The sequence below is a fragment of the Paracoccus sp. PAR01 genome (genome assembly GCF_014851995.1).
In the GTDB taxonomy this organism is placed as follows: Bacteria; Pseudomonadota; Alphaproteobacteria; order Rhodobacterales; family Rhodobacteraceae; genus Paracoccus; species Paracoccus litorisediminis.
Map to the genome: position 1 here is coordinate 120,281 of NZ_JACVAW010000003.1, position 26,386 is coordinate 146,666.

Annotated in this window: 26 protein-coding genes and 1 other RNA gene; 13 read left to right on the forward strand and 14 right to left on the reverse strand. The window is 63.8% G+C overall.

The window, feature by feature from the left end:
- Positions 1–3,456, reverse strand: coding sequence for a transcription-repair coupling factor (mfd, locus tag IB235_RS08090; protein ID WP_192336327.1), 3,456 nt, complete (start codon positions 3,454–3,456; stop codon positions 1–3).
- A 45-nt stretch (positions 3,457–3,501) separates the two neighbouring features.
- On the reverse strand, positions 3,502–4,071 hold the full coding sequence (locus IB235_RS08095) for a hypothetical protein (RefSeq protein ID WP_192336328.1): 570 nt from the start codon (positions 4,069–4,071) through the stop codon (positions 3,502–3,504).
- Positions 4,072–4,236: 165 nt separating this feature from the next.
- Here IB235_RS08095 and hemB point away from each other — a divergent pair, with 165 nt between their 5' ends.
- Both hemB and IB235_RS08105 read left to right on the forward strand, forming a co-directional pair.
- Entirely contained in the window at positions 4,237–5,235 is a 999-nt protein-coding gene (gene hemB, locus IB235_RS08100) for a porphobilinogen synthase (RefSeq protein WP_155039609.1), read from the forward strand.
- 69 nt (positions 5,236–5,304) lie between these two features.
- On the forward strand, positions 5,305–5,880 hold the full coding sequence (locus IB235_RS08105) for a YSC84-related protein (RefSeq protein WP_155039610.1): 576 nt from the start codon (positions 5,305–5,307) through the stop codon (positions 5,878–5,880).
- A 51-nt stretch (positions 5,881–5,931) separates the two neighbouring features.
- Here the strand turns inward: IB235_RS08105 and IB235_RS08110 are convergent, their stop codons facing one another.
- A complete protein-coding gene (locus IB235_RS08110) occupies positions 5,932–6,576 on the reverse strand; it encodes a lytic transglycosylase domain-containing protein (RefSeq protein ID WP_155039611.1) in 645 nt (214 codons plus the stop codon).
- 232 nt (positions 6,577–6,808) lie between these two features.
- Here IB235_RS08110 and ssb point away from each other — a divergent pair, with 232 nt between their 5' ends.
- From ssb to IB235_RS25045, 5 genes are all read left to right on the forward strand, one after another.
- Positions 6,809–7,339, forward strand: a complete 531-nt coding sequence (ssb, locus tag IB235_RS08115; protein WP_192336329.1) for a single-stranded DNA-binding protein — start codon at positions 6,809–6,811, stop codon at positions 7,337–7,339.
- 267 nt (positions 7,340–7,606) lie between these two features.
- Entirely contained in the window at positions 7,607–7,747 is a 141-nt protein-coding gene (locus tag IB235_RS25030; protein WP_255524299.1) for a hypothetical protein, read from the forward strand.
- Between the two features lie 149 nt (positions 7,748–7,896).
- Positions 7,897–8,058, forward strand: coding sequence for a hypothetical protein (locus IB235_RS25035; protein ID WP_225612111.1), 162 nt, complete (start codon positions 7,897–7,899; stop codon positions 8,056–8,058).
- A gap of 9 nt (positions 8,059–8,067) precedes the next feature.
- Positions 8,068–8,235 carry a hypothetical protein gene (locus IB235_RS25040; RefSeq protein ID WP_225612112.1) on the forward strand — a complete coding sequence of 56 codons (168 nt, stop codon included), beginning with the start codon at positions 8,068–8,070 and terminating at the stop codon, positions 8,233–8,235.
- 321 nt (positions 8,236–8,556) lie between these two features.
- Positions 8,557–8,712 (forward strand): hypothetical protein, encoded by a 156-nt coding sequence (locus IB235_RS25045; RefSeq protein WP_225612113.1) that lies wholly within the window; start codon positions 8,557–8,559, stop codon positions 8,710–8,712.
- Between the two features lie 75 nt (positions 8,713–8,787).
- On the opposite strand, the gene rpmG is transcribed toward IB235_RS25045, so the two are convergent.
- The 8 genes from rpmG to IB235_RS08160 form a co-directional block, all read right to left on the reverse strand.
- The gene (gene rpmG, locus IB235_RS08125) at positions 8,788–8,955 is read right to left on the reverse strand and encodes a 50S ribosomal protein L33 (RefSeq protein ID WP_101752137.1); all 168 of its coding nucleotides are present in this window, start codon (positions 8,953–8,955) and stop codon (positions 8,788–8,790) included.
- Between the two features lie 396 nt (positions 8,956–9,351).
- Positions 9,352–9,721, reverse strand: an RNA gene (gene rnpB, locus IB235_RS08130) — RNase P RNA component class A.
- Between the two features lie 33 nt (positions 9,722–9,754).
- Entirely contained in the window at positions 9,755–10,504 is a 750-nt protein-coding gene (locus tag IB235_RS08135) for an STAS/SEC14 domain-containing protein (protein WP_192336330.1), read from the reverse strand.
- 53 nt (positions 10,505–10,557) lie between these two features.
- Entirely contained in the window at positions 10,558–12,954 is a 2,397-nt protein-coding gene (locus tag IB235_RS08140; protein ID WP_192336331.1) for an ATP-dependent helicase, read from the reverse strand.
- A gap of 59 nt (positions 12,955–13,013) precedes the next feature.
- Positions 13,014–14,120: a GTP cyclohydrolase FolE2 gene (folE2, locus tag IB235_RS08145; RefSeq protein ID WP_370576849.1), complete on the reverse strand. Its 1,107-nt coding sequence runs from the start codon at positions 14,118–14,120 to the stop codon at positions 13,014–13,016.
- Positions 14,092–15,258: an O-succinylhomoserine sulfhydrylase gene (metZ, locus tag IB235_RS08150; RefSeq protein ID WP_192336332.1), complete on the reverse strand. Its 1,167-nt coding sequence runs from the start codon at positions 15,256–15,258 to the stop codon at positions 14,092–14,094. Before metZ ends, folE2 begins: the two co-directional genes overlap by 29 nt.
- 69 nt (positions 15,259–15,327) lie before the next feature.
- Positions 15,328–15,933, reverse strand: a complete 606-nt coding sequence (locus tag IB235_RS08155; RefSeq protein ID WP_192336333.1) for an inner membrane-spanning protein YciB — start codon at positions 15,931–15,933, stop codon at positions 15,328–15,330.
- Between the two features lie 60 nt (positions 15,934–15,993).
- Positions 15,994–17,088, reverse strand: a complete 1,095-nt coding sequence (locus IB235_RS08160; RefSeq protein WP_192336334.1) for a thioredoxin family protein — start codon at positions 17,086–17,088, stop codon at positions 15,994–15,996.
- Between the two features lie 259 nt (positions 17,089–17,347).
- Between IB235_RS08160 and acnA the strand changes: the two genes are divergently transcribed.
- Entirely contained in the window at positions 17,348–20,119 is a 2,772-nt protein-coding gene (acnA, locus tag IB235_RS08165) for an aconitate hydratase AcnA (protein ID WP_192336335.1), read from the forward strand.
- Positions 20,120–20,189: 70 nt separating this feature from the next.
- On the opposite strand, the gene IB235_RS08170 is transcribed toward acnA, so the two are convergent.
- The 3 genes from IB235_RS08170 to rpsD form a co-directional block, all read right to left on the reverse strand.
- On the reverse strand, positions 20,190–20,591 hold the full coding sequence (locus tag IB235_RS08170) for a hypothetical protein (protein WP_192336336.1): 402 nt from the start codon (positions 20,589–20,591) through the stop codon (positions 20,190–20,192).
- A 228-nt stretch (positions 20,592–20,819) separates the two neighbouring features.
- Positions 20,820–21,458 (reverse strand): hypothetical protein, encoded by a 639-nt coding sequence (locus tag IB235_RS08175; RefSeq protein WP_155039621.1) that lies wholly within the window; start codon positions 21,456–21,458, stop codon positions 20,820–20,822.
- A 204-nt stretch (positions 21,459–21,662) separates the two neighbouring features.
- Positions 21,663–22,283 carry a 30S ribosomal protein S4 gene (gene rpsD / locus IB235_RS08180; protein ID WP_155039622.1) on the reverse strand — a complete coding sequence of 207 codons (621 nt, stop codon included), beginning with the start codon at positions 22,281–22,283 and terminating at the stop codon, positions 21,663–21,665.
- A gap of 205 nt (positions 22,284–22,488) precedes the next feature.
- Between rpsD and IB235_RS08185 the strand changes: the two genes are divergently transcribed.
- The 5 genes from IB235_RS08185 to IB235_RS08205 all read left to right on the forward strand — a co-directional run bounded on the left by IB235_RS08185 (position 22,489) and on the right by IB235_RS08205 (position 26,373).
- A complete protein-coding gene (locus IB235_RS08185; RefSeq protein ID WP_155039623.1) occupies positions 22,489–22,860 on the forward strand; it encodes an iron-sulfur cluster assembly accessory protein in 372 nt (123 codons plus the stop codon).
- Positions 22,861–22,965: 105 nt separating this feature from the next.
- On the forward strand, positions 22,966–23,709 hold the full coding sequence (tpiA, locus tag IB235_RS08190; protein WP_192336337.1) for a triose-phosphate isomerase: 744 nt from the start codon (positions 22,966–22,968) through the stop codon (positions 23,707–23,709).
- A gap of 131 nt (positions 23,710–23,840) precedes the next feature.
- Positions 23,841–24,890: a methionine ABC transporter ATP-binding protein gene (locus IB235_RS08195; RefSeq protein WP_155039625.1), complete on the forward strand. Its 1,050-nt coding sequence runs from the start codon at positions 23,841–23,843 to the stop codon at positions 24,888–24,890.
- Complete coding sequence (locus tag IB235_RS08200; RefSeq protein ID WP_192336338.1) at positions 24,880–25,554, forward strand: methionine ABC transporter permease; 675 nt, start codon at positions 24,880–24,882, stop codon at positions 25,552–25,554. Before IB235_RS08195 ends, IB235_RS08200 begins: the two co-directional genes overlap by 11 nt.
- A gap of 36 nt (positions 25,555–25,590) precedes the next feature.
- Complete coding sequence (locus IB235_RS08205) at positions 25,591–26,373, forward strand: MetQ/NlpA family ABC transporter substrate-binding protein (RefSeq protein WP_155039627.1); 783 nt, start codon at positions 25,591–25,593, stop codon at positions 26,371–26,373.
- Positions 26,374–26,386: the final 13 nt, after the last annotated feature.

The following is a 26,386-nucleotide window of genomic DNA, read 5'->3' on the forward strand; positions in this document are numbered from 1 at the left end:
TCATTTCTTCGCCCGGCCTTCCTTGATCTTCGCGGCCAGATCCTTCGCCACGGCGAATGACCCCTTGATCCGATCGGCATCCGTCGGCCAGTCGCGCAGCACCACGATCTTGTTGTCGGTGACCTTGGCCTGCCCCTTCTGGTCGTGGATAAACTCGACCAGACCGGCGGGATTGGGGAATTTGTCGCCGTGGAACTGGATGGTCACGCCCTTGGGACCCGCGTCCAGTTTCGAGATATTCGCCCGTTTCGCCATCGCCTTGATGCGGATGACCAGCAGCAGCGTGTTCACCTCGCGCGGCAGCGGGCCGAAGCGGTCGATCAACTCGGCGGCAAAGCCCTCGAGTTCGACCTTGGTGGTCAGCTCGGCCAGACGGCGATACAGCCCCAGCCGCACGTCCAGATCGGGGATATAGCTTTCCGGGATCGTCACCGGCACGCCAAGGTTCAGCTGCGGTGCCCATTCATCCTCGGGCGTGCCCTCGATCTCGCCGGATTTCAGCTTGGCGATCGTTTCTTCCAGCATCTGCTGGTACAGTTCAAAGCCGACTTCCTTGATATGGCCCGACTGTTCCTCACCCAGCAGGTTCCCTGCCCCGCGCAGGTCCAGATCCTGCGAGGCCAGATTGAAGCCCGCACCCAGACTGTCGATGGCACCAAGGAATTTCAGCCGCCGCATCGCCTGCGGGGTCAAAGGCACACGCGGTTTGGTCGTCAGATAGCAATAGGCCCGCGTCTTGGACCGCCCGACCCGTCCCCGGATCTGGTAAAGCTGCGACAGGCCGAACATGTCGGCCCGCCACACAACCATCGTGTTCGCGGTTGGAATATCCAGCCCCGATTCCACGATGCTTGTCGCCACCAGAACATCCGCGCCCCGGTCGTAAAAGGCGTTCATCCGCTGATCCAGATCGCCCGCCGCCAACTGTCCATGCGCGACGATATAGCTGACCTCGGGGACATGCTCTTTCAGCCAATCCTCGATCTCGGGCAGGTCGGTCAGGCGCGGCACGACAAAGAAGCTTTGCCCGCCGCGATATTTCTCGCGCAGTAACGCCTCGCGGATGGTGACGCTGTCGAATTCGCTGACATAGGTGCGGATCGCCAGACGGTCCACCGGTGGCGTCCCGATGATCGACAGATCGCGCACCCCGGTCAGTGACAGTTGCAATGTGCGCGGAATCGGCGTCGCGGTCAGGGTCAGCACGTGGATGTCGCTGCGCAACTCCTTCAGGCGTTCCTTGTGACCGACGCCGAAATGCTGTTCCTCATCGACGATCAGCAGGCCCAGATTCTTGAAGCGCACCTGTTTCGCCAGCACGGCATGGGTGCCGACGACGATATCGACGGTGCCCTCCGCCAGCCCCTTGCGGGTCTCGGTCGCGTCCTTGGCGGAAACGAAGCGCGACAAGGGCCGGACATTGATCGCGGTGCCACGGAAGCGGTCGGCGAAGGTGCGGAAATGTTGACGCGCCAGCAGCGTCGTCGGCGCGACGACCGCGACCTGACGCCCCTGCGAAGCGGCGATAAAGGCCGCGCGCATGGCCACCTCGGTCTTGCCAAAGCCCACATCGCCCACGACCAGCCGGTCCATCGGGCGGCCGGCGGCCAGATCCTCGGCCACATCGGCGATGGCAGTGGCCTGATCGTCGGTCTCGGCATAGGGGAAGCGGGCGGCAAAGCCCTCGATCTCGTGATGCTCGGGTTCCAGCACCGGGGCGGGACGCAGCAGGCGTTCGGCGGCGACGCGCATCAGCTTGTCGGCGATCAGCTTGATGCGCTCTTTCAGCCGGGCCTTGCGGGCCTGCCAGGCGCCACCGCCCAGCTTGTCCAACATGCCTTCTTCGTGGCCATAGCGGCTGAGCAGCTCGATATTCTCGACCGGCAGATACAGCCGGTCACCGCCCGCATATTCCAGCGCCACGCAATCATGCGGGACCTTCAGCGCCATGACGGTTTCAAGGCCGGTATAGCGCCCGATGCCATGTTCCACGTGAACAACCAGATCGCCGGGGGACAGGGTCTGGGTGTCGCGCAGGAAATTCTCGGCCTTGCGGCGCTTTTTCGCGCCCCGGATCAGCCGGTCGCCAAGCACGTCCTGTTCCGAGATGACCGCCAAAGGCCCCGTCGCCTGCCCGTCCGAAACGAAGCCTTCGTCCAGCGGCCAGACCGCCAGCCCCAAGCTGCCCGGCTGATCGGGCAGGTCGCGCATGGTGTCGATATTTTTGGCGCCCTTGATCCCCTCATCGGCGATCAGCCCGGCCAGACGCTCGCGCGCGCCTTCCGAGAAGCTGGCGATCACCACCCGGCGCGAGGCTTGAAGGCTTCGAACATGATCGGCCAATGCCTTGAACAGATCGCCTTTTTCTGCTTGACGCTCGGGCGCGAAATTACGGCCGACCCGCCCGCCCGCATCCAGAACGCCCGGTCCCGGCGGCTGGTGCAGGACCGACAGTTTCAGCGTGCGATGCGCTGAAAGCCAGGATTTCCACTCGACCTCATCGGGGAACATCAGTTCGGGCGGCACCGGACGATAGACATTGTCCGTGCCACCCTTGCGCTTGAGCGCCTCGCGGCGGGCGTCGAACTGTTCGCCAATGGTGTGCCAGCGCGCATCGCGGACCTGTTCGATATGATCGTCAGTCACCACCGAGGCGTCGGGCAGATAGGAAAACAGGCTGTCCATACGTTCATGGAACCAAGGCAGCCAATGCTCCATCCCGGCCATCTTGCGACCGGCGCTGATCCCCTCATACAGCGGGTCATTCGCGCCGCCGCCATATTCGGCCCGGTAGTTTTGGCGGAACCGGGTGATCGCCGCTTCGTCCAGGATCACCTCGGACATGGCGGCCAGTTCGACATGGTCCAGCTTTTCGGTGGATCGCTGGGTCTCGGCGTCGAAGCGGCGGGCGCTTTCCAGCACGTCCCCGAACATGTCCAGCCGGATCGGACCGGAATCCCCCGGCGGATAGATGTCGATGATCCCGCCCCGGACGGCAAAATCGCCGGGTTCGGTCACGGTCGGGGATTGCGAGAAACCCATCCGCGTCAGGAAGGCGCGCAAAGCCCCCTCATCCAGACGGCTGCCGACCGAGGCCGCGAAGCTAGCCTCGCGCAGTGCCTCGCGCGGGGGGACGCGCTGCATCGCCGCCGACAGCGTCGTCAGCAGCACGAACGGCCCCTTCAGCGCCTGATGCGCCAAAGCAGTCAGCACCGCCATGCGCGCGGCCATCACGCCGGGCGCGGGCGAGACCCGGTCATAGGGCGTCGTGTCCCATGCCGGGAAATCCAGCACGAGCGCCTTGGGATCGTAAAAAGCCAGTGCCGCCCGCATCGCGGCCATGCGCCGGTCGTCGCGGGCGATATGGATCACCGGCTGGCCACGGGAAAGCTCGCGCAGGATCAGCGCGGCATCTAGCCCCTCGGGGGCGCCGGAAAGGATCAGATGGTCGGACATGGTTGCTGAGGTAAAGCCACCGCCGGTGAAGTCAAGCGGCGCGCGTCAGAAGCCGAAAGGATGGGCCAGAAACCACAGCGCGCCGCGATAGGTGGTAATCACCACGACAAGGATGGAAACCACCGTGACCCCGGCCCGATGCCTGCGCATCAGGCGGGCGGCGCGGCGGGCGGCCTCGTCCACGGACAGCTCGCCTGCGCCTGCCGCCTCGACCAGCGGGGTCAGCTTCCGGGCCAGCCTCAGTTCAACCGGGAACAGCGCGACAAAGGGCAGGATCAGCAGGACCAGCGCCTGCGCCATCTCCAGCCCATAGACAAAGCCCAGCAGGAACAGCGCGCTGAAGGCGAAGGTCGCGACGAACAGCATCAGCACGCCCTCGACCCCGGCCAGCCGCCAGCGCGGCAGGGTCAGCGACAGCCAGTCGAGCAGCTGGAACGCGGCGGCATCGTCATTCGCATCCTGCGGCATCCGGCGCACCTGCTGGACGACATCATAGGGCACGCCCACGACCTTGCGCGCCGCCAGCGACCAGACCAGCGCCAGCAGCAGCCAGAACCAGATCGACCCAAAGGATCTGCTGTCGAGAAGGGCAAGGATTCCTTCGGTCAAGGTCATGTCGTCTCCTGAGACATCGCCCGGACCCTAATCGCGGGTTGCACAAAGGAAAACCGGGAAGTGAGACGGTCCGGCGGCAGGGGTTGCGCCTCTGCAACTGAGGGTGCAGTTTCGGGGCCGGAATTGCGCCCGCCCTGCCGGGTGCCTCGTCAGGAAAGTGCTGCCATGTCCGCCAACCCGATCGTCGCCCCCTTCCCGGCCGCCCGCCTGCGCCGCCTGCGTCGCACGCCCGCACTGCGCGCCATGACGACCGAAACCACCCTGACCCCCGGCAACCTGATCTGGCCGATCTTCGTGACCGAGATCGCTGGCGGCGAGGGCGAGATCCCCTCGATGCCGGGTGTGGACCGGCTGACGCTGGACGGCGCGAAGCGGGCGGCAGAAACCGCGATGCGGCTGAACATCCCGGCCATCTGCATCTTTCCCCATTCCGATCCCGACCTGAAAACCGAAGCCTGCGAGCGCGCCTGGGACCCGGACAATATCGGCAACCGCGCCATCCGCGCGATCAAGGAGGTTGCGCCCGATCTGGCGGTGATGACCGATATCGCACTGGACCCCTATAATGCCAATGGCCATGACGGGCTGGTCCGCGACGGGGTGATCCTGAACGACGAAACCGTCGAGGCGCTGGTGCGCATGGCGCTGGTACAGGCGGAATCCGGGGCGGATATCCTTGGCCCCTCGGACATGATGGACGGGCGCATCGGTGCGCTGCGCCTGGCGCTTGAGGGTGCGGGCCACAAGGACGTGGCGATCCTGTCTTATGCGGCGAAATATGCCAGCGGCTTCTATGGCCCCTTCCGCGACGCCGTGGGGGCCTCGGGGCGGCTGGTCGGCGACAAGAAGACCTACCAGATCAACCCGGCGAACCGCGAAGAGGCCATGCGCTGCGTCGCCCGCGATCTGGCCGAGGGGGCGGACATGGTCATGGTCAAGCCCGGCCTGCCCTATCTGGACATCTGCCGGATGGTGAAGGACCAGTTCGCCGCGCCGACCTATGCCTATCAGGTCAGCGGCGAATACGCGATGCTGGAGGGGGCGATCCGCAACGGCTGGCTCAAGCGCGATGTGGTGGCCGAAAGCCTGCTGTCCTTCCGCCGCGCGGGCTGCGACGGCATCCTGACCTATTACGCGCCGCAGGTCGCTGAAATGCTGGCATGAGGGGCGGATTGCCCCTATCATCCGCGCCTAACGGGCGGGTCAACCGTCGATCAAAGGGATGAGGGAAGTATGAAATCCATCAACGGGCTAAGCCGGCGCAACATGCTGCTGCTTGGCGGGGCCGCGCTGGGACTGGCGGCCTGCTCGAATGCGGTCGGGCAGGATGCCGAGGGGCGGCTGGACGCGCGGGTGGATGCCACGCGCAACTTCCTGCTGCAAAATTATCCGGGTGCCGCGCCCATGATCGAGAATGCAAAGGGCGTGCTGTACATGCCCCTGATGACCGAGGCGGGCTTCGGCTTCGGCGGCGCTTACGGCCAGGGTGCGCTGCGCATCAACAATGCGACGGTGGATTACTATTCAGCCACGCAGGCCAGCGTCGGCTTCCAGATCGGCGCGCAGCAATATGCGCATGTGCTGATCTTCCAGACCGATGCGGCGCTGGCCGATTTCCGCAGCGCCCCCGGCTGGGTGGCCGAGGCGGATGCCTATTACGCCCTGCCCTCACGCGGGTTGGCGCTTGGCGCCGATACCATCACCGCCCAGCAACCGGTCGTCGCCATGATCTTTGGCCAATCCGGGCTGATGGCCGGGGCATCGATCGCCGGGACGAAATACAGCCGGGTGATTCCCTCGACCTTCTGAGGCGGAATGGAAAAGGGCCGCGGCATTGCCAGCGGCCCATTTTGTCTGATTTCAGCTGCCGTGGATGATGCGGACGTAATTCGTCGTCTCGCGATAGGGCGGCACGCCGCCATATTTCGCCACTGCCCCCGGCCCGGCATTATAGGCCGCCAGAGCCAGCTTCCAGCTGCCGAAGGTATTGTACATCATCCGCAGGTAGCGCGCGCCACCTTCCAGATTTTGCTTGGGATCGTTGGGGTTCACACCCAGCTTGGCCGCCGTGCCGGGCATCAGCTGCGCCAGCCCCTGCGCGCCCTTATGCGACCGCGCCGAGGGGTTCCATCCGGATTCCTGCTGGACCAGGCGCAGGAACAGATCCTCGGGCACGCCATGCTTGCGCGCCATGGCACGGGCATGGGGCAGATATTCGCTGCGGCGGCTGCCGCGATAGGCCGGGATCGCGGTGGGCAAAGCGATGTCCACCACGCTTTTCGACGATGTCCCGGCGGGCTTGAGCCGGGACGATTGCTGATATTGGCCGGAAAGCCGGGAATCCATCAGGCGGGTCTGGCGCTCGAACTGGGCGATCCGCGACTTGCCGCTTTTCTGAAGCCGCAGCCCTTCGGCCGAGGCCGGTACCGCAAGGCTGCACCCCAAAGTCAGGGCCAGCACCGCATGGCCCAGAGAACGCAGCCGGGCGCGTGCAGGTAAAAGCATCTCTCGTCCCTCATGCCGACATTGGTTTTTTGCGTGGCAGTATAGCGCAAAGCAGGCAAAACGCTGCAAGCCTGTTTTGACTAAGGGCCGATCACACTCGATATCGGCAGATTCCCGCCCAAATCATGTCCCCTGCGACACAGCGGACATGACCGGCATTCCCCTTGCCGCCACGGGGCAAGAAGCGGTAAACCAGCGGAAACGAGACATACAAAGACAAAGGACCGTTTGCATGGCAGGCAGCGTCAACAAGGTGATCCTGATCGGCAATCTGGGTCAAGACCCCGAAATCCGTAGTTTCCCCAGCGGGGGCAAGGTCGCCAACCTGCGCATCGCCACGTCCGAGACCTGGAAGGACCGCAATACCGGCGAGCGCAAGGAGCGCACCGAATGGCACACCGTCGCCATTTACTCCGAGCCGCTGGTCCGCGTGGCCGAGCAGTTCCTGAAAAAGGGCTCCAAGATCTATGTCGAGGGCCAGTTGGAAACCCGCAAATGGCAGGACCAGCAAGGCAATGACCGCTATTCGACCGAAGTGGCCCTGCGCCCCTTCCGCAGCGAATTGACCATGCTGGACGGCCGCGGCGGCGCGGGCGGCGGTGGCGGTCGTGACGACAGCTATGGCGGCGGCGGCGGTTACGGTGGTGGCTATGAGGGTGGGTCCTCGGGCGGCGGCTATTCCGGCGGTGGCCGCGGCGGCCAGTCCTCGGGCGGCCAACCCGCTGGCGGGCGCCCGGATTTCGACGATGAGATCCCGTTCTAAAACTCACTGCGCCTGAATCTGTAAAAATTTAGGCTGCATGTTCTCGCGATACCTAGCGTTATTGAGTTGCATACTCAGAACGCTAGGTTTTTTCCTGCCCGGTGAAATGACCTTCGGGGGAGGATGCAAAGAATGCCGGGGCTTCAGGTCAGAATGATCATCACGGGATCAGGCGGAGCAAATGCCCCCGCCCCGTGATGGTGCGCCGGACGAACGGCGAAAGATTTTGGCCGCCCATTGGGTATGCCGATCTTTCAGCATCAAGCGATGAAGATCGTCATGCTCGCCGCGCGTTTTTCCCCAGTCGAGGCGAACATGCTACGCAAGGCCATGGCCACGCTCCGGTCGCGCGGCACCATTGGCGAGCTGGAGAGCCTGATGGTCGGGCGCGTGGTAGAACGCGGTTAACCAGCCGGAATCACACACTGCTGCTTCGACCAGATCAAGGGTTTCGGAGAATACGGCTTTTCCGAAGGCCATGCGGCGGTCTTCGCGCCTCTGGTCTATGTCTCGGTCTGGCTGCACTGCCATTACCCGGAGCCTTTGCGGCGGCACTGTTGAACAGCCAGTCGATGGGCTTCTATGCCCCGGCCCAGATCGTGCGCGACGACCGCGAGCATGGCGTCAGGGTACTGCCGGTGGATGTGAATTTCAGCGACTTGGACAACCTGCTGGAGCCTTGCGGGGTCGCTCTTCACCTGCGGTTGGGGCTGCGGTAGGTGGACGGGATGCCGCGGGCACAAGCGACGCGGCTGGTGACGGCGCGGAACGCGGCTTTTGCCGATCTGGCCGATATTCAGGCCCGCGGGTACGGCTGGGATGCCCGCTCCATCCGCCAGATCGCGGTCGCGTATGCTATGCGCTCGATGGAACTCGATCGGGGCGGGGCGCTGTAGCAAGCCCGCGCGCTGCGCGATGCGCCTGACCTGCCGCTGTTTCAGAAAGAGGATGAGGGCGAGATCACCCCGCCCGCCATACCGCTTTGCGAACATGTAGCCGACCGATTACCAGACACTGCGTCTTTCGCTAAAGGCCCATCCCATGCCCTTCCTGCACTGCAGTATGATCCGGCAGGGTTAAGTCCGTGCAAGCGAACTTGCCGGGGTTTCGAATGGCGTCCCGCTGCGCATGGCCGGAATTGTGCTGATCCGCTAGGCCCCGGCTGCGCCAAGGGTGTCTGGTTCATCACGCCCGAGGGTGAGACCCGCAGCGCTAACTTGGTGCTCTGGCCCATGGTGGCGGAATGGCTGGGCGACCGCTCGGATGCGCTGCTGCGGCTCTCGGGTCAGCAGCCGCGTGGCGATCTGCCCGCACTGCGCGCCGGCCATCCGCGCCAGCACCGTATTCTGCCCCGTTCGCGCGATTTTCACTAATCTAGGGGCCAGAATCGCAAAGACCGCGTCCCTTTCGGGGCGCGGTCCTGCTTGATCGTCACGGATCGGCAGATCTTACTTGATCTTGCCTTCCTTGTACTCGACGTGCTTGCGCACAACCGGGTCATATTTGTTAACCGTCATTTTCTCGGTCATCGTGCGGGCGTTCTTCTTGGTGACGTAGAAGTGCCCCGTCCCGGCCGAGGAGTTCAGGCGGATCTTGATCGTCGTCGGCTTCGCCATTTGCTTCGCTCCTGCTGTGGGGCAAAACGCGTATAGCAAACCCCGTGGAATCTCTTGGAGCCCGCCTTTTATCCGTCGGGGCGTCGAAGTCAACGGGGAATCAGGTCGAAAGCCGCGGTTTCCCCGGAAAACCACCCGGAAAGCCCCGGCGGTAAACGTATTCGACCCTCGGGGCGTCGCTCAGCCCAGTGATGCCACCCTACCGCACAGATGAGCCGGATGTCGCCAGACATGCCAAAGGGTGATTCCCGGCTGGCCCTGCCTCTCGACATCGCAAACAGGGGAATCGTCGGCGTTCGCCGGCAAGCGCAACAACCCACATTAAAACGCGAAATGGCTGCGCACCCCTCCACCATGTAAAGGGGACAAAACCATACTGACTCAAGACGGATCAAAACGCGCGGACGGCCTGTAAGCCGGATCTTGTTCCGGGGTTGCCCCCTTCGATGACCATTCCTCTGGCCCCGCCATTGCTGACGGGATCTAGCTGCCAACCCGGACCTGCTGGGGCGAAAGCAGCCCTGTCTTGCGACACGCGGTCCCTATTCGGCATTGCTCCCGGTGGGGCTTGCCTTGCCGGTCCTGTTACCAGTCCCGCGGTGGGCTCTTACCCCACCGTTTCACCCTTACCCATGCATGCATGGGCGGTCTGTTCTCTGTGGCGCTTTCCCTGGGGTTGCCCCCGCCGGGCGTTACCCGGCACCGTGCCTTCATGGAGTCCGGACTTTCCTCGACGATTGCTCGCCGCGGTCATCCGGCCATCCGCGCAAGGGCCAGATAAGCCGCCGCTTGCGGGCGGTCAAGCACCCTCAGCACTGATCCAGACCTTGGCGGCCTCCAGCCCGCTGCCGGGAAAGACCGCGACCTCGCCCGGCATCAGCGGCGCAAACAGCTTCACCGAGCGCGTGATCCAGCCGATATCGGTGACCAGCGCCACCCGCTCAAAGCTGCGCCAATGCGTCAGACCCAGCCGCGCATCGTCCCAGATCGCCCCGGCGCTGTAGCCGTCGAAATCCGGCCCCAGCACCATGACCAGCCGCAGCTTGCCATGCGCCTTTTCCTTGTCACGGACCAAGGGGATCAGCACGTCCTCATAGTCCCGCGAGGTGACCTCGCCCAAAGCCTCAAGCGCGATGACATTGTCGGGGAAGCCGGCCAGCATCCGGTAGCCCTCGGGCTCGACCTCGGTCGAGCCGGCCCAGGTGATGGCCTTGTCCTGATCCTTCACGTCGAAATGGCGCAGCCGGGCGCGGACAAAGACATTGGCGATGCCGGGCATGAAGGACAGCCCCATCGCATCGGTCACCACCGCCACCCGCGGCAGGATGGCGGCATGCTTGCGCACCACGTCGAAATGCGCGCGCAGGGCGGCCAACCCTTCCCAATGGGGGACGCCCTTGGGCAGCACGACCAGCCCCGGCATGCGCTTATGCTGGGCGATGTAATCGTCGATGGTCTTGCCCAGCCCCTCGAAGTCCGAAGCCGGCAGCGGCCCCTCCGGGCGGGCAAGGATCACGTTCCGCTTTTCGTCGATCTGGATATCAAGCATTTCGGGAACTCCCATCATGGCAGATCCCAACGCATGATCCCGGTTTTCGGTTCTCAGAACGGAACGTCGTCCAGATTGCCGCCTGCTGATGCGGGCTGCACATAGCCCGCCTTGATGGTCTTGAAACCGGTCGGGAACTGGATGGTCAGCGTATCCTCGGCAATGCCCATGATGGTGCCATTGCCGAACTTCTGGTGGAAGACCCGGTCGCCCACCGCATAGCTGGTGGCGGGCGTGGCATCGATGGTGATGGGCGCGGCGCGCGGCGTGACCGCCGGACGGGTGGCGCTGCGGTCCTGCATGCGCTTCCAGCCCGGAGAATTATAGACATCGGCCTTGGCCGCGCGGTCATGCATCGAGGATTGCGCGAAGGGCTGCGCCGCCGCACCATAGCCACCGCCGTAAAGTCCGGGGGGCGTCAGCACCTCGACATGTTCTTCGGGCAATTCGTCGATGAAACGCGAGGGCATGGAGGACTGCCATTGCCCGTACAGGCGACGGTTGCCGGCAAAGGTGATCGTGACCAGTTCCTCGCCCCGCGTGATGCCGACATAGGCCAGCCGCCGTTCCTCTTCGAGGCCCTTCATGCCGCTTTCATCCATGCTGCGCTGGCTGGGGAACAATCCGTCCTCCCATCCCGGCAGGAAGACGATGGGATATTCCAACCCCTTGGCGGCATGCAGCGTCATGATGCTGACCTGATCGGTCTGCTCGGACTTGTCATTGTCCATGACCAGCGCGACGTGCTCCAGAAAACCCTGAAGATTTTCGAACTCTTCCAGCGCCTTGATCAACTCTTTCAAGTTGTCGAGCCGCCCCGGAGCATCCGGCGACTTGTCGTTCTGCCACATGGTCGTATAGCCGGATTCGTCCAGAATCCGCTCGGCCAGTTCGACATGGCTGCGGGTGCTGTCGATGGCATCAGCGTGCCAGCGCCCCATGCCTTCGGTGAACTGCCGCAGGGCCGCCCCGCCCTTGCCGCCAAGCGCACCGGTGGCGACAGCGGATACCGCGCCCTCCAGCAGCGACAGACCACGGTCGCGGGCCTCGCGCTGGACGGTCTGTACGGCCTTGTCGCCAAGGCCGCGTTTCGGGACGTTCACGATACGCTCAAAGGCCAGATCGTCGGTCGGGCTGACCGCCAGCCGGAAATAGGCCATGGCGTCGCGGATTTCCTGCCGCTCATAGAAGCGCGGGCCACCAATGACCCGGTAAGGCAGGCCGATGGTCATGAAACGATCCTCAAAGGCCCGCATCTGATGCGAGGCGCGGACAAGGATAGCCATGTCGTTCAGGTTGTGGCGGCCAATGGAATGGCGATGCCCGCCCTGGAAGGATTCGATTTCCTCGCCGATCCAGCGTGCCTCGGCCTCGCTGTCCCAATGGCCGATCAGGCGGACGGGTTCACCGCCATCTGCCTCGGTCCAAAGCGTCTTGCCCAAGCGCCCCTTGTTCGCCGCGATCAGGCCCGAGGCGGCGGCAAGGATATGCGCGGTCGAGCGGTAATTCTGCTCAAGCCGGATCACCCGTGCGCCGGGGAAGTCGGTCTCGAACCGCAGGATGTTTCCGACCTCGGCCCCGCGCCAGCCATAAATCGACTGGTCGTCGTCGCCGACGCAGCAGATATTGCGATGCGCCTTCGCCAGCAGCCGCAGCCACATATATTGGGCGACGTTGGTATCCTGATATTCGTCGACAAGGATGTAGCGGAAGCGGTCCTGCCACGCCTGCAGTACATCGGGATGCGCCTGAAAGATGGTGACGCAATGCATCAACAGATCGCCGAAATCGACGGCGTTCAGTTCCAGCAGCCGGCGCTGATAGGCCGCGTAAAGCCGCCCGCCCCAGCCGTCAAAGGCGCGATCCTCGCCCTTGGGCAGGTTCACGGGGGTCAGGCAGCGGTTCTTCCAGCCGTCGATCAGCCCGGCCAGCTGCCGCGCAGGCCAGCGCTTTTCGTCAAGGTTTTCGGCCTGAATCAATTGCTTCAGCAGCCGAATCTGGTCGTCGGTGTCCAGAATGGTGAAGCTGGGCTTCAGATGCAGGGTGGCATCGCCCACCAGTTCGGCATGGCGGCGCAGGATCTTGACGCTGACGCTATGGAACGTGCCCAACCAGGGCATGCCCTCGACCATCTCGCCCAACAGGCGGCCGATGCGGTCCTTCATCTCGCGCGCGGCCTTGTTGGTGAAGGTCACGGCCAGGATCTGCCCCGGCCGCGCCTTGCCCAAGGTCAGCAGATGCGCGATGCGCGTGGTCAGGGCGCGGGTCTTGCCCGTGCCTGCGCCAGCCAGCAGCAAGACAGGCCCGTCCAGCACCTCGACCGCCTCGCGCTGCGCGGCGTTCAGCCCGTCCAGATAGGGTGCAGGCCGCATGCCCATCGCACGCTGTGACAGCGGCACGGATGGGCGTGAAGCCGCCTCGAAGGCGTCAAATTCGTCGTACTCGTTCATGGCGCAAACATAGCCCCTGCTGGCGCGTGGGGAAAGCCCGTGTTCACGCGATGTTCACATCACGCCCGCAGGCCCGCAAAGATCGAGGGGTCAAGGCTGACATGGGCAAAGGTCTCGCCCTGCGTCAGCACCGAGACGGCGTCATGCGAATGCAGCGATTCCTGATGGCTGGCCACGACGCGGAAATCACCGATGCGCGGATCGGCCATCAGCCCGGCGGCAAAGGCCCGCACGGCGTCCTCGACAAAGATCGGGTTGGCGGCGTTGAGTTCGGCAAAGGCCTGCTCGTCCTCGCGCTTGACCATGACCTGCGTTTCGGTAGGCACCGAGTCGCGGCAAAGCTCGACCATATCCTCGAACCACATGCGGTGATCGCCGGTGATCACCGCCGAAATCCGCGCGATCGAGCGCTGCGAATGCGGCGTCGCCAGCTGCCCGCGCATCTGGCGGGCATGCTCGGACAGTTCCAGCGAGCAAGGGCAGGTCGAGCTGTAGACATAGTCCAGATGCAGGATCTGCAAACGCTGACCGGCGCGTTCGACCAATTCCAATGCGATGTCGTAATACTGCCAGCCGCTCAGCCCCGAACGCAGCGATTCCACCCGCATCGGAAAGCTGAAGCGCATCTGGATGCGGGCATCCAGACTTTCCAGATCGGTCTTGTAATCGTCCAGCGCCGCTTGCAGCACGCCGATCGAGAAGCGCTTTTCGGCATGGGCATAGAACGAGCGCATGATGCGGCTCATGTTGATGCCCTTGCGGTCGGCCTCAAGGCTGACCGTGCCGGTGACGCTGGTCTCCAGCGTGATCTCACCGCATTCATGGGTGGAATCGGGACGGGTCTGGTAGCGGATCGGCAGGCGGAAATTCGAGATGCCGACGTGCTGGATCGGGGCGCGCGCACCCACGATCAGGCTGGCCGGGCCATTCTGCAGATCTGGCAGACTGGCCTTATAGCCGTCATCGACGCGAAAATCCGCGGGGTATTCACGTGACAGCGCCGGATAGGCGCGGTCGGTCGCAATGGGGCGGGCCTCGGTCATCGTCGTCTCCGTTGGCAGGTCGGGAACAATCTGGGGTCTGGGTCCGAAAAATAAAGGGGCGGCGCAACCGCCCCATGACGTTGCGTAATGGCTTTTAGGCCAGGGACTGCCGGAAGTCGGCAATCAGGTCGCCCGCATCCTCAAGCCCGATCGACAGGCGCAGCAGACCCGGCGTGATGCCAAGACCCAGTTGCACCTCGGGCGCAAGGCGTTGATGCGTGGTCGTCGCCGGATGGGTGACGATGGATTTCGCATCGCCCAGATTGTTCGAAATCTGGAAGATGTTCATCCGGTTCATCGCCGCGAAGGCCGCGTCCTTGCTGCCGGTGTCGACCGCAACCATGGTGCCGCCCGCCCCCATCTGGCGCAGTGCCAGATCGTGCTGCGGGTGGCTCTCAAGGCCGGGATAGATCACCTTCAGGCCATCACCCTGCAGGGCGGCGGCGAATTCCAGCGCGGTCTGCGTCTGGGCGCGCACGCGCAGGTCCATGGTGGCGATGCCGTTCAGCATCATCCATGCGTTGAAGGGGCTGATCGCGCCGCCGGTATGCTTCAGATAGGGCTCGGCCACTTCGCGTACGAATTGGCGGGTGCCGCAGATCAGACCGCCAAGGCAACGCCCCGAACCGTCGATATGCTTGGTCGCGGAATAGACCACGACATCGGCCCCCTGCTCGATCGCGCGCGAAAAGACCGGCGTGGCAAAGACATTGTCGACCACGACCAGCGCACCGACCGCATGGGCCAGTTCGGAAACACCGGCAATGTCGACGATTTCCAATGTCGGGTTCGAAACGGATTCGAAGAAGATGGCCTTGGTGTCGGGACGGATGGCGGCACGCCACTGGTCCAGATCGGTGCCGTCGACATAGGTGACCTCGACCCCGAAACGGGCCAGAACGTCCAGAACATACAGGCACGAGCCGAACAGCGCCTTGGCCGAGACGATGTGATCGCCCGGCTTGGCAAAGCTCATCAGCGCGCCATTGACCGCCGCCATGCCGCTGGCGGTGGCGAAGGCGTCCTCGGCCCCCTCCAGATTGGCGATGCGATCCTCGAACATGCGCGAGGTCGGGTTGCCATAGCGGGCGTAGATGAACTCGTCCGGGCCGGTCTTGATGAAGCGTGCCTCGGCCTGTTCGGCGCTGTCATAGGAGAAGCCCTGCGTCATGAACAAAGCCTCGGCCATCTCGCCATACTGGCTACGGCGGATGCCGTGATGGACGGCGCGCGTGCGCGAATGCAAAGGCTTATCGGTCATGGGGCGGACTCCTGTGCGTAAGATGTCCGGTTACCCCCGCGCAGGAAGTGGCGCAAGAGCGCGTCGCGCTTATTCGCCGTCTTTGGGCAAAGCGTGGCGTTCAAACAACTTTGCGTTGAGGATGAAGAAGCCGACCATCAGCAAAGGCAGGCCAAAGGTCTTGAAGTTGACCCAGGCGGTCTCAGACATATTGCGCCAGACAAACTCGTTGGCGACAGCAAGTCCAAGGAACAGCAGCGCCATGCGCCCGGTCAGGATGCGCCAGCCCGCATCGCTCATCGGCAGGGCCTCGGCCATGACCAGTCCCAGCCAGTTGCGGCGCAGCGCAAGGCTGGCACCCAGCAGGCCCGCGAAGATCAGATAGATGATCGTGGGCTTCATCTTGAAGAATTTCGGATCGTTCAGCCAGACCGAAAGCCCGCCAAACACCACGACCAGAACCAGCGTGGCGATCTGCATCGGCGCAAGCTTCCCGGTCAGCCGCCACAGCGCCAGCGTCGAGGCGACCAGCACCGGGATGAATACCAGCGTGGCAAAGATGAAGCCGGAATATTCCGTGCCCGCAATGGTGATGGTCTGCTCTCGCATCCGCATGAAGACGACAAAGAACAGAACCAGCGGCCCCAGTTCCAGCGTGGCTTTCAGCCAGGGTTTGATCTTGCGGGGTTCGGTCATCTCGGCCTCGGGATATCTCTGTCGGTCGGGCCATGTTCTGGCCCACTAATGCCGCGCGGTCTAGTCCAGCCGGATCGCGGCAAGGATCGGACCCGAGGCCCGCCCCTTGGCATCGTTGCTGGTTTCCTGCGCAAGGATCGCGTGGCGGGTTTCGGGCGGGAAGTCCTGACCGGCAGGCCCCTCGGCGGTAACGGTCATGCGCAGCGGCGCGCGACCGTCCCATTCGCCGACGCGCTCGGCGGCAAGGACGACATTGCGATAGGTGACCTGCATGCCGCGATTTTCCCCGGCGCGGATCTCGATCTGGCGCTCGGGCAGGTAGCGCACCAGCAGGATGGCGACGCGGTTGCGGATCGGCTCTCGCGGGGTCAGGTCGATCTGGAAGCCTTCGCCTTGCGGGGCCGAGGTCACCAGAACCGGCGCGGGCCGGGCCATCTGGGTTTCGATCAGGGCCATCAACTCGGCCGGACGGACGGCGATCAGCGTATCCGCGCCGCCGACGACCATCTGCGGCGTATAGATCGCACGCTCACCCCAGGTATGGGCATAGGCCTGCTGGCGCAGGGTGAATTCGGGGCGGGCCAGATCATCGGCCCAGCCCAGATAGTCCCAGTAATCGACATGCCATGACAGGGCCAGAATGTCGTCACGCTCGGCCAGGTCGTTCAGCATCTCATCGGCGGGCGGGCAGGACGAGCACCCCTGCGAGGTGAACAGCTCGACCACCACGGGCGGATGCCCGATCGGCCCGACCATCCGGCCCCTGCCCTGTGCGGTGCGGCGTTCGGCAAAGGCGGGCAGGCCGTCCATATCGTCGATCGTTCCGACATTCAGATCGGAGGTCGCGGGGCTGGTGTGGTTTGCACCTTCGGGCGCCTCGATCAGCCCGATCTGGCCGTCATCGCTGCCGGAGACGTCCGCTGTCGCCGTATCGCCGATCGGACTGTCGCCCCAGCCCTCGCCCACATGTCCGCCGTCCGACACACCGCCCATCGGCGAGTCGCCCGGACCGGCATCCTGCGCCAGCACAGGCTGGGCGATCATAGCGCTTGCGATCACTGCCAGCACGGTCAACCTGCGGCGCAGACCGGTCCGATGTTCCGTCCGCCGCCAGCCGCCGAAAGGCGTGCCGCCCAGTGCCATGCCAAAAGCCATAATTCCCGCAGTTCCCGATATTTCCGTCCCGCCTCACCTAACGCTTGTCTCGCAGTCTTCTCAAATCAATGCTTTGTTAGGTCGCGGTGCGGCAGACGTGATCGTTGCGTTAAACCCACATCTTGCACTTGCAGCATTTTAACGGTATACAATAGCATACAATCTTACCCGGGCCTCTTGATCCGTCTTTGGAAAAGGGGCACATCTCGGGATGACACCGCCAATCAGCCACCTTGATACAAGGAAAGCGAGCCGAGTCATGACCATCGAAATCGGAACCGATACCGCGAAAACGCGCCGCCAGCTTGAAGTGGGCGGACAAAGCGTCGCCTATTATTCGATCGACGCCGCAACCGAGGCCGGACTGGGCGATTTCTCGAAACTGCCCGCCTCGCTGAAAGTCGTACTGGAAAACCTGCTGCGCTTTGAGGACGCTGGCCGCACCGTCAGCGTCGAGGACATCAAGGCCTTCGCCGAATGGGCAAAACTCGGCGGCAAGAACCCGCGCGAGATCGCCTATCGTCCGGCCCGCGTCCTGATGCAGGATTTCACCGGCGTTCCAGCGGTGGTCGACCTTGCCGCTATGCGCGACGGCATCAAGGCCCTTGGCGGCGACGCGCAAAAGATCAACCCGTTGAACCCGGTCGATCTGGTCATCGACCACTCGGTGATGATCGACGAATTCGGCACCCCCCGCGCCTTCCAGAAGAACGTCGAACTGGAATATGAGCGCAACATGGAGCGTTACACCTTCCTCAAATGGGGCCAGAACGCGTTCAACAACTTCCGCGTGGTTCCGCCGGGCACCGGCATCTGCCATCAGGTGAACCTTGAATATCTGGCCCAGACCGTCTGGACCGACAAGGATCAGAACGGCGTCGAAGTGGCTTATCCCGACACGCTGGTCGGCACCGACAGCCACACAACCATGGTCAACGGCCTTGCCGTTCTGGGCTGGGGCGTCGGCGGGATCGAGGCCGAGGCCGCGATGCTGGGCCAGCCGATCTCGATGTTGATCCCCGAAGTCGTCGGCTTCAAGATCACCGGCGCGCTGACCGAGGGCGTGACCGCCACCGATCTGGTGCTGAAGGTCGTCCAGATGCTGCGCAAGCACGGCGTGGTCGGCAAATTCGTCGAATTCTACGGCGAGGGTCTGGACCATATGCCGCTCGCAGACCGTGCCACCATCGCCAATATGGCCCCGGAATACGGCGCGACCTGCGGTTTCTTCCCGATCGACGACGAGACCCTGCGCTACCTGCGCCAGACCGGCCGCGAGGAATCGCGCATCGCTCTGGTCGAGGCCTATGCCAAGTCGAACGGCTTCTGGCGCACGGCGGATTACGCGCCGGTCTATTCCTCGACGCTGGAACTGGATCAGGGATCGGTCGTCCCGGCCATCTCGGGTCCGAAACGTCCGCAGGATCACGTCGCGCTGACCGACTCGGCTTTGGAATTCCGCAAATACATCTGCGACACCCGCAAGCTGCCGGAACCCACCGCGAATGGCGAAAGGCGCTGGAACTCGGAAGGCGGCGCCCCCGCCCCGTCTGATCTGGCGGGCCACCACGAGGGCTATAACGAAGGCGCGGTCGACGGTCAGGATTACAAGCTGCATGACGGCTCGGTTGTGATCGCTTCGATCACCTCCTGCACCAATACCTCGAACCCCTATGTGCTGATGGCTGCGGGTCTGGTCGCCCGCAAGGCGCGCGCCCTTGGCCTGACCCGCAAGCCTTGGGTGAAAACCTCGCTGGCCCCCGGCAGCCAAGTCGTCGAGGAATACCTCAAGGCCGCGAACCTGCAGGAAGATCTGGACGCGCTTGGCTTCAACCTTGTCGGTTTCGGCTGCACCACCTGCATCGGGAACTCGGGTCCCTTGCAGCCCGAAATCTCGAAATCGATCAACGAGAACGATCTGGTCGCAGTTTCGGTCCTGTCGGGCAACCGCAACTTCGAGGGCCGCATCTCGCCCGACGTGCGCGCGAACTATCTGGCCTCGCCGCCGTTGGTCGTGGCCTATGCCATCGCGGGCGACATGAATATCGACCTGACCACCGAGCCGCTGGCCCATACCGCCGATGGCAAGCCGGTCTTCCTCAAAGACATCTGGCCGACCTCGAAGGAAGTCGCCGAACTGGTCGATACCATCGTCACGCGTGAGATGTTCCAGTCGAAATATGCCGATGTCTTCAAAGGCGACGCGCGCTGGCAGGCCGTGAAGGTCACCGACAGCGAGACCTATGACTGGCCCGCAGCCTCGACCTATATCCAGAACCCGCCCTATTTTCAGGGCATGGGCAAGGAAAAGGGCGCCATCCACAATATCGCCGGCGCGCGCGTTCTGGCGCTGCTGGGCGACATGATCACCACCGACCACATCTCGCCCGCCGGTTCGTTCAAGCCAACGACGCCCGCGGGTGTCTACCTGACCGAGCGGCAGGTCGCGCCGAAGGACTTCAACAGCTACGGTTCGCGCCGTGGCAACCACGAAGTGATGATGCGCGGCACCTTCGCCAATATCCGCATCAAGAATGAGATGCTGGACGGCGTCGAGGGCGGCTATACCACCGGCCCCGATGGCGCGCAGACCTCGATCTATGACGCGGCGATGGCCTACAAGGACGCGGGCATTCCGCTGGTGATCTTTGGCGGCATCGAATACGGCGCCGGCTCGTCGCGCGACTGGGCGGCCAAGGGCACGAACCTGCTGGGTGTGAAGGCCGTGATCGCGGAATCCTTCGAGCGTATCCACCGCTCGAACCTCGTCGGCATGGGCGTCATTCCCTTCGAGTTCACCGGCGGCGACAATCGCAAGACGCTGGGCCTGAAGGGCACCGAAACGGTATCGATCGACGGCCTCGAACGCGACTTCAAGCCGCTCTCGCTGGTCCCGGCGACGATCAAATACGCCGACGGCACCGAAAAGGTGATCCAGCTGAAGGCCCGCGTCGATACCGAGGTCGAGATCGAATATCTCGAAAACGGCGGCGTGCTGCATTACGTGCTGCGCAACCTGGCGAAAGCCTGATCCGCATCACCCGAAACGACAAAGGCCCCAGAGAAATCCGGGGCCTTTTGCATTGGGCGAACGGGCAAGCCTAGGACATTTCAACGCAAGCCAGCACGGCCGCCATCGCCCAAGCGACCGCGAAAAGCAGACACACATAGCGCAGATGCGCGACGCCCGCGGGACCGAAGATGTCCGGGTCACGCTCGAGTTCTTGGGCATAGCCCCTCATTTTCATCCCGAAGGCCAGAATATCCTGATACATCAGCCATGTATAAATAATCATGGCAATCGGGATCAGGACAAAGGCCCAGACCGTCAAGGGCGACCAGGTCAAGGCGTCCAGCCGCGCATCCTTCCCGATGAGCAGCCCGACCAGCGCATAGGCGCCGCCATTGACCCCAAAGAGAAGCCCGTAGCGGCGGCCTTTTCCATTCTCGTACAGATCGTAGATCGCCTTCGCGTTCGGATCCAAGACCGTGACCTTGCCCAATCGCCAGAAACATCCGGCGACAAATTATCGCATGGCAACCCGAGTCGAACAATCGCCGCCCCGACACCGGACAGGCCTCGACGGCAGCGGCTTGGCGCGCGCCTGCAAGACCACGCGTTCCCGTCGCCACCGCGCCAATGCCCGCACCGCCCGTATCAAATCAATCAGACGCGAAAATGCCGCCGCAGTCCCCCCGCGACGGCACATCCCGGCAAAAGGCCGGTCACATCATTCGTCGGCGCAATACCACATGGTCCCGCCCGCAGCTGCCGTGCCGACCATCAGCGATCCCACCGCCACCGGCGAGGCTGCGACCCCGGCCGCCGCCGTGGCCGCCGCTGTTCCCGCCGCCTGCGCCATCCCGACGACCCCGCCCGAGGTCGCCGCCAGAATCGTCGCCCCCGGCCTTTGGGTCACGGCATCGAAACCGGCCACTGCCAGATCATTGGCACTGCGCATGGTCGCGGCTTTGGCTCCGTTCACCTTCTCGCAGAAGGTCTTGCGGCAAACGGCATTGCCTTTGCGTTCGCCGACCTGCGCGCCGACATAGGTATCGCTCGCCTTGTCCCATAGCAGGCAGTAGCTGCCATCATCGGTCATCTGGTTGCGGCGCAGGATCTCGCGCAGCGAGACATAGCCCGGACAGGTGATCCGCCCCCAACCCGACAGGTTCTTTTCCAGCTTGCCGACATTCTCGCGGAATTCGGCATCGCGGACATAGTTGATCTCGGTCTTTTCACCGGCGATCGAGGTCTCGCAGGTCCACAGCCGCTCATCCGACGCAGGCGCTTCAGCCTCCTGCGCCGTTGCGGGCAACCCCGTGCCCAAAACCGCTCCGATCAACATCAGTGCGAAAGCCTGCCGCATCGCATCCCCCAAGTTCAGATTTGCGCCCATCCATCCGAAATCACGCCGCAAGCTGCAATCCACAGCTGCATGACTTCCGCCGATTGTGATCCGCCAGGCACGACCCTTGGGCTTCACCGTTTTTCAAATACCCATGCGACCGCGCCGCAAACGAAAAGGCCGCCCCCGAAGGGACGGCCCTGAAACCTTGCGAACTGAAAAGGATCAGTTCTTCGCGTAGAATTCGACGACCAGGTTCGGTTCCATCACGACCGGGTAGGGCACGTCGCCCAGAGCCGGGGTGCGGACGAAGTTCGCGACCATTTTGTTGTGGTCGACTTCCAGGTAGTCCGGAACGTCACGCTCGGTCAGAGCAACGGCTTCCAGCACGATGGCCAACTGACGCGAACGCTCACGGATCGAGACGACGTCGCCTTCCTTGACGCGGTAAGAGGCGATGTTGACTTTCTTGCCGTTCACTTCCACGTGGCCGTGGTTCACGAACTGGCGGGCGGCAAAGATCGTCGGAACGAATTTGGCGCGGTAGATGATGGCGTCCAGGCGGCGCTCGAGCAGGCCAACCAGGTTCTCACCGGTGTCGCCCTTGACGCGTTCGGCTTCCGCATAGATGCGGCGGAATTGCTTCTCGGTCAGGTCGCCGTAGTAGCCTTTGAGTTTTTGCTTGGCGCGCAGCTGGGTACCGAAGTCCGACAGCTTGCCCTTGCGGCGCTGACCGTGCTGGCCCGGGCCGTATTCGCGCTTGTTCAGCGGCGACTTGGCGCGGCCCCAGATGTTCTCGCCCATGCGGCGGTCAATTTTGTACTTGGCAGCGGTGCGTTTGGTCATCGCTGATCTCCTTCTTGTGTTATCTTCTCGAAGGGCGTTGTCCTTTGGCCTCGACCCGTAAGGATCGGCCCGACAGGGTTCCCCTTGCGGGGTCCACCAACACCAATGAAGCGGCGCTTATAGCCGCGACCGGGGTAAAGTCAAGCACCCCTTGAGACGGGACCCGCATGCCCTTATGTGAAAGGCAGCGAACAAGGAAGACGCAATGTTCTCGATCCCCGGCAAGACCCCCGTCACCATCACCGCCGCAGCCGAGCGCCAGATCGCCAGGCTGATGGAGGCGAAATCCGCCAGCGGTCTGCGCATCGGCCTGAAGAAGGGCGGCTGCGCGGGCATGGAATACACGATGGAACTGGCCGACACCCCCGCCCCCGGCGATGAGGTCGTCGAACAGGGTGCCGCCCGCGTGTTGATCGCGCCCACCGCGCAGATGTTCCTGTTCGGGACCGAGATCGACTACGAATCCGGCCTGCTGGAATCCGGCTTCAAGTTCCGCAACCCGAATGTCACCGACAGCTGCGGTTGCGGTGAATCGATCAGCTTCGGCCCGATCGAAGGCACCCGCGCGCAGGTCTGACACTTTCTTCACCTCCGTTAGCGCACACATCCTTTCCGCTGACTTGATCGCGCGGAAGGCCCGGCCTAATCCCCTGTCCGAACAGATGAAAAAAGGGAGAGGCTGATGGCCCCGCGCAAACTCGCTGCCGGCAATTGGAAGATGAACGGAACTCTGGCCGCACTGGACCAGATCGACCAGCTTCTGGCCGACCTGCCCGCCGCGGGTTGCGATGTGCTGATCTGCCCCCCCGCCACGTTGGTTCACCCGATGGTCGTCCGCGCTGCAGGCAAGCTGGCCGTTGGCGGTCAGGACTGCCACGCCAAGGCCTCGGGCGCGCATACCGGCGACATCGCCGCAGCCCAACTGGCCGATGCGGGTGCCAGCCACGTCATCCTTGGCCATTCCGAACGTCGCACCGATCACGCCGAAACCGATGCGCAGGTCGCCGCGAAATCGCTGGCCGCGCATGATGCCGGCCTGATCGCCGTGATCTGCGTCGGCGAGACCGAGGCTCAGCGCGACGCGGGCGAGACGCTGGACGTGATCGCGGCGCAACTGGCGGGTTCGATCCCGGATGGCGCCACCGCCACCAATACCGTGATCGCCTATGAGCCGGTCTGGGCCATTGGCACCGGCCGCACCCCCACCAATGACCAGATCGCCGAGGTTCATGCCCTGATGCGTGACCGTCTGTCGGCCCGCTTTGCCGATGGCGCGGACATGGCGCTGCTTTACGGCGGCTCGGTCAAGCCCGGCAATGCCGCCGAAATCTTTGCCATCCCGCATGTCAACGGTGCGCTGGTCGGTGGCGCCAGCCTGAAAGCCGCCGATTTCGGACCGATCATTTCGGCCCTTTCCGCCGCGTAAAACGCACAAAAGGAAAGAAGTTCCATCCGGGACCCCTCGGATGGAACGCCATGTGCGTTTTGCGGGCCAAGTGCCTCTTGCAAAGACGACCATCCCGCGCATAGGTCACGCCTGACATTCAGGACGGACCCATGGCAGAGCCAGCAATCTCATTTCAGGGCGTGACGCGCCGCTACCCGCAGAAAGGCGGGGCGGGCGACGTGGTGGCCCTGCAGGACATCGCGCTCGACGTGCCGCAAGGCGCGATCACCGGCATCATCGGGCGTTCGGGCGCGGGGAAATCCACGCTCCTGCGCATGGTAAACGGGCTTGAGCGCCCCTCCTCGGGCCAGGTCATCGTCAACGGCCATGACGTCGGCGCGGCATCTGACAGCGCCCTGCGCGGCATCCGCCGCGAAGTCGGGATGATCTTCCAGCACTTCAACCTGCTGGCCTCGCGCACCGTGGCGCAGAACATCGCCCTGCCGCTGGAAATCGCGGGCGTAGATCCCCTGAACATCTCGCGCCGCGTCGAGGAACTGATCGCGCGCGTCGGCCTGACCGCGCAAACCTCGCGCTACCCGGCGGAACTGTCCGGAGGCCAGAAGCAGCGCGTCGGCATTGCCCGCGCCCTTGCAACCGGCCCGCGCGTGCTGCTGTCGGATGAAGCGACCTCGGCCCTTGACCCCGACACCACGCGGCAAGTGCTGGACCTGCTCAAGGACATCAACCGCGACCTTGGCCTGACCATCCTGCTCATCACCCATGAAATGGCCGTGGTGCGCGACATCTGTTCCCATGTCGCCGTGATCGAGGCCGGCAAGATCGTCGAGGCCGGCGAAACCTATGCCGTCTTTTCACGCCCGACCCATCCGACGACGCGTTCGTTCCTGCAGGGCGTCACTGGCGTCGCCGTCCCGCAATTCGTCGCGGGTCAGCTGCGCCCCGAACCTGACAGCCCGCAGGCCGAGGCGGTCGTCCAGATCACCTTTACCGGCCGCCATGCCACCGACCCGATGCTGGCACGCCTGACCTCCGAGCGCGGGGTCAGCGTCAACATCCTTGCCGGCGCCATCGAGGAAATCGGTGACAAGCCCTTCGGCAGCCTGATCGTCGGCCTGCCGCTGGCCCGGCTCGACGAATCCCGCCGCTTCCTCGAGGAACACGGCCTTCTGACCGAGGTGCTTGGCTATGTCGGCTAACCTGATCCCGATCCTGTGGGAATCGCTGCTGCAAACCCTGTACATGGTCGCCATGTCGACGGCTCTGGGCACGCTGATCGGCGCGCCGCTGGGGATCTTCCTTGCGACCTCGCGGCGCGGCGAATTGCTGTCCGCCCCGGTGCTGAACAGCGTGCTGGGCCTGATCGTGAACGCGGCGCGCTCGACCCCCTTCATCATCCTTGTCGTGGCGATCATCCCGCTGACGCGGCTGATTGCGGGCACCTCGATCGGCACTACGGCGGCCATCGTGCCTTTGACCATCGCGAGCGCCCCCTTCATCGCCCGCCTGATCGAAACCGCCATCCGCGAGGTCGATGCCGGCCTGATCGAGGCTGCCCGCGCCATGGGGGCGACCCCCGGCCAGATCGTGCGCAAGGTGCTGATCCCCGAAGCCATGCCCGGCATCATCCTTGGCCTGACGCTCGCCGTGGTCAGCCTGATCGGCTACTCGGCCATGGTCGGCGCAGTCGGCGGCGAGGGTCTGGGCGATCTGGGCATCCGCTACGGCTACCAGCGCTTCATGCCTGAAGTCATGCTGGCCGTCGTCATCATCCTGATCGTTCTGGTCCAACTGGTCCAAAGCCTCGGCGAATGGATCGCCGCCCGCTTCGACAAACGCGCCCCCCGCAACCGGGGCCGGTAACTGAACTCGGTAATTTCCAACCCGAAAGGACTAACCATGCGTAAACTTCGCATTGCCGCCCTGACCTCCGCCTTCGCGCTGATCGCGGGCATGGCCTCGGCCGAGGACATCAAGGTCGGCGTCTCGGTCGGCGAACATGCCGAGATCATGGAACAGGTCGCGGCCGTCGCCAAGGAAAAGGGCCTGAACATCGACATCGTCGAGTTCACCGATTACGTCGTGCCGAACCAGGCGCTGAACGACGGCGACCTGCAGGCGAACAGCTTCCAGCACCAGCCCTATCTGGACAACCAGATCAAAGATCGCGGCTTTGATCTGGTCGCCATCGGCAAGACCATCACCACCCCGATGGGCGTCTATTCGGAAAAACTGAAATCGCTCGACGAACTGCCCGAGGGCGGCAAGGTCGCGCTGCCGAACGACCCGACCAATGGCGGTCGCGCCCTGCTGCTGCTGCAGGACAAGGGCCTGATCAAGCTGGCCGAAGGTACCGGTCTGGTCCCCACCCCGCTTGACGTGACCGAGAACGCCAAGAACCTGAAGTTCCTGGAACTCGACGCCGCCCAGCTGCCGCGCGCGCTGGCCGATGCCGATATCGCGATCATCAACACCAACTACGCGCTGGAAGCCGGCCTGAACCCGGAAAAAGACGCGATCGCCATCGAAGCGGCCGAAAGCCCCTATGCCAACGTCATCGTCGTCCGCACGGTCGACAAGGATGCCGCATGGGCGAAAACGCTGGTCGAATCCTACAACTCGGACGCGGTCAAGAAATACATCACCGAGAAATACTCGGGCGCCGTCATCCCGGCCTGGTGATCTTCTTCGTTTT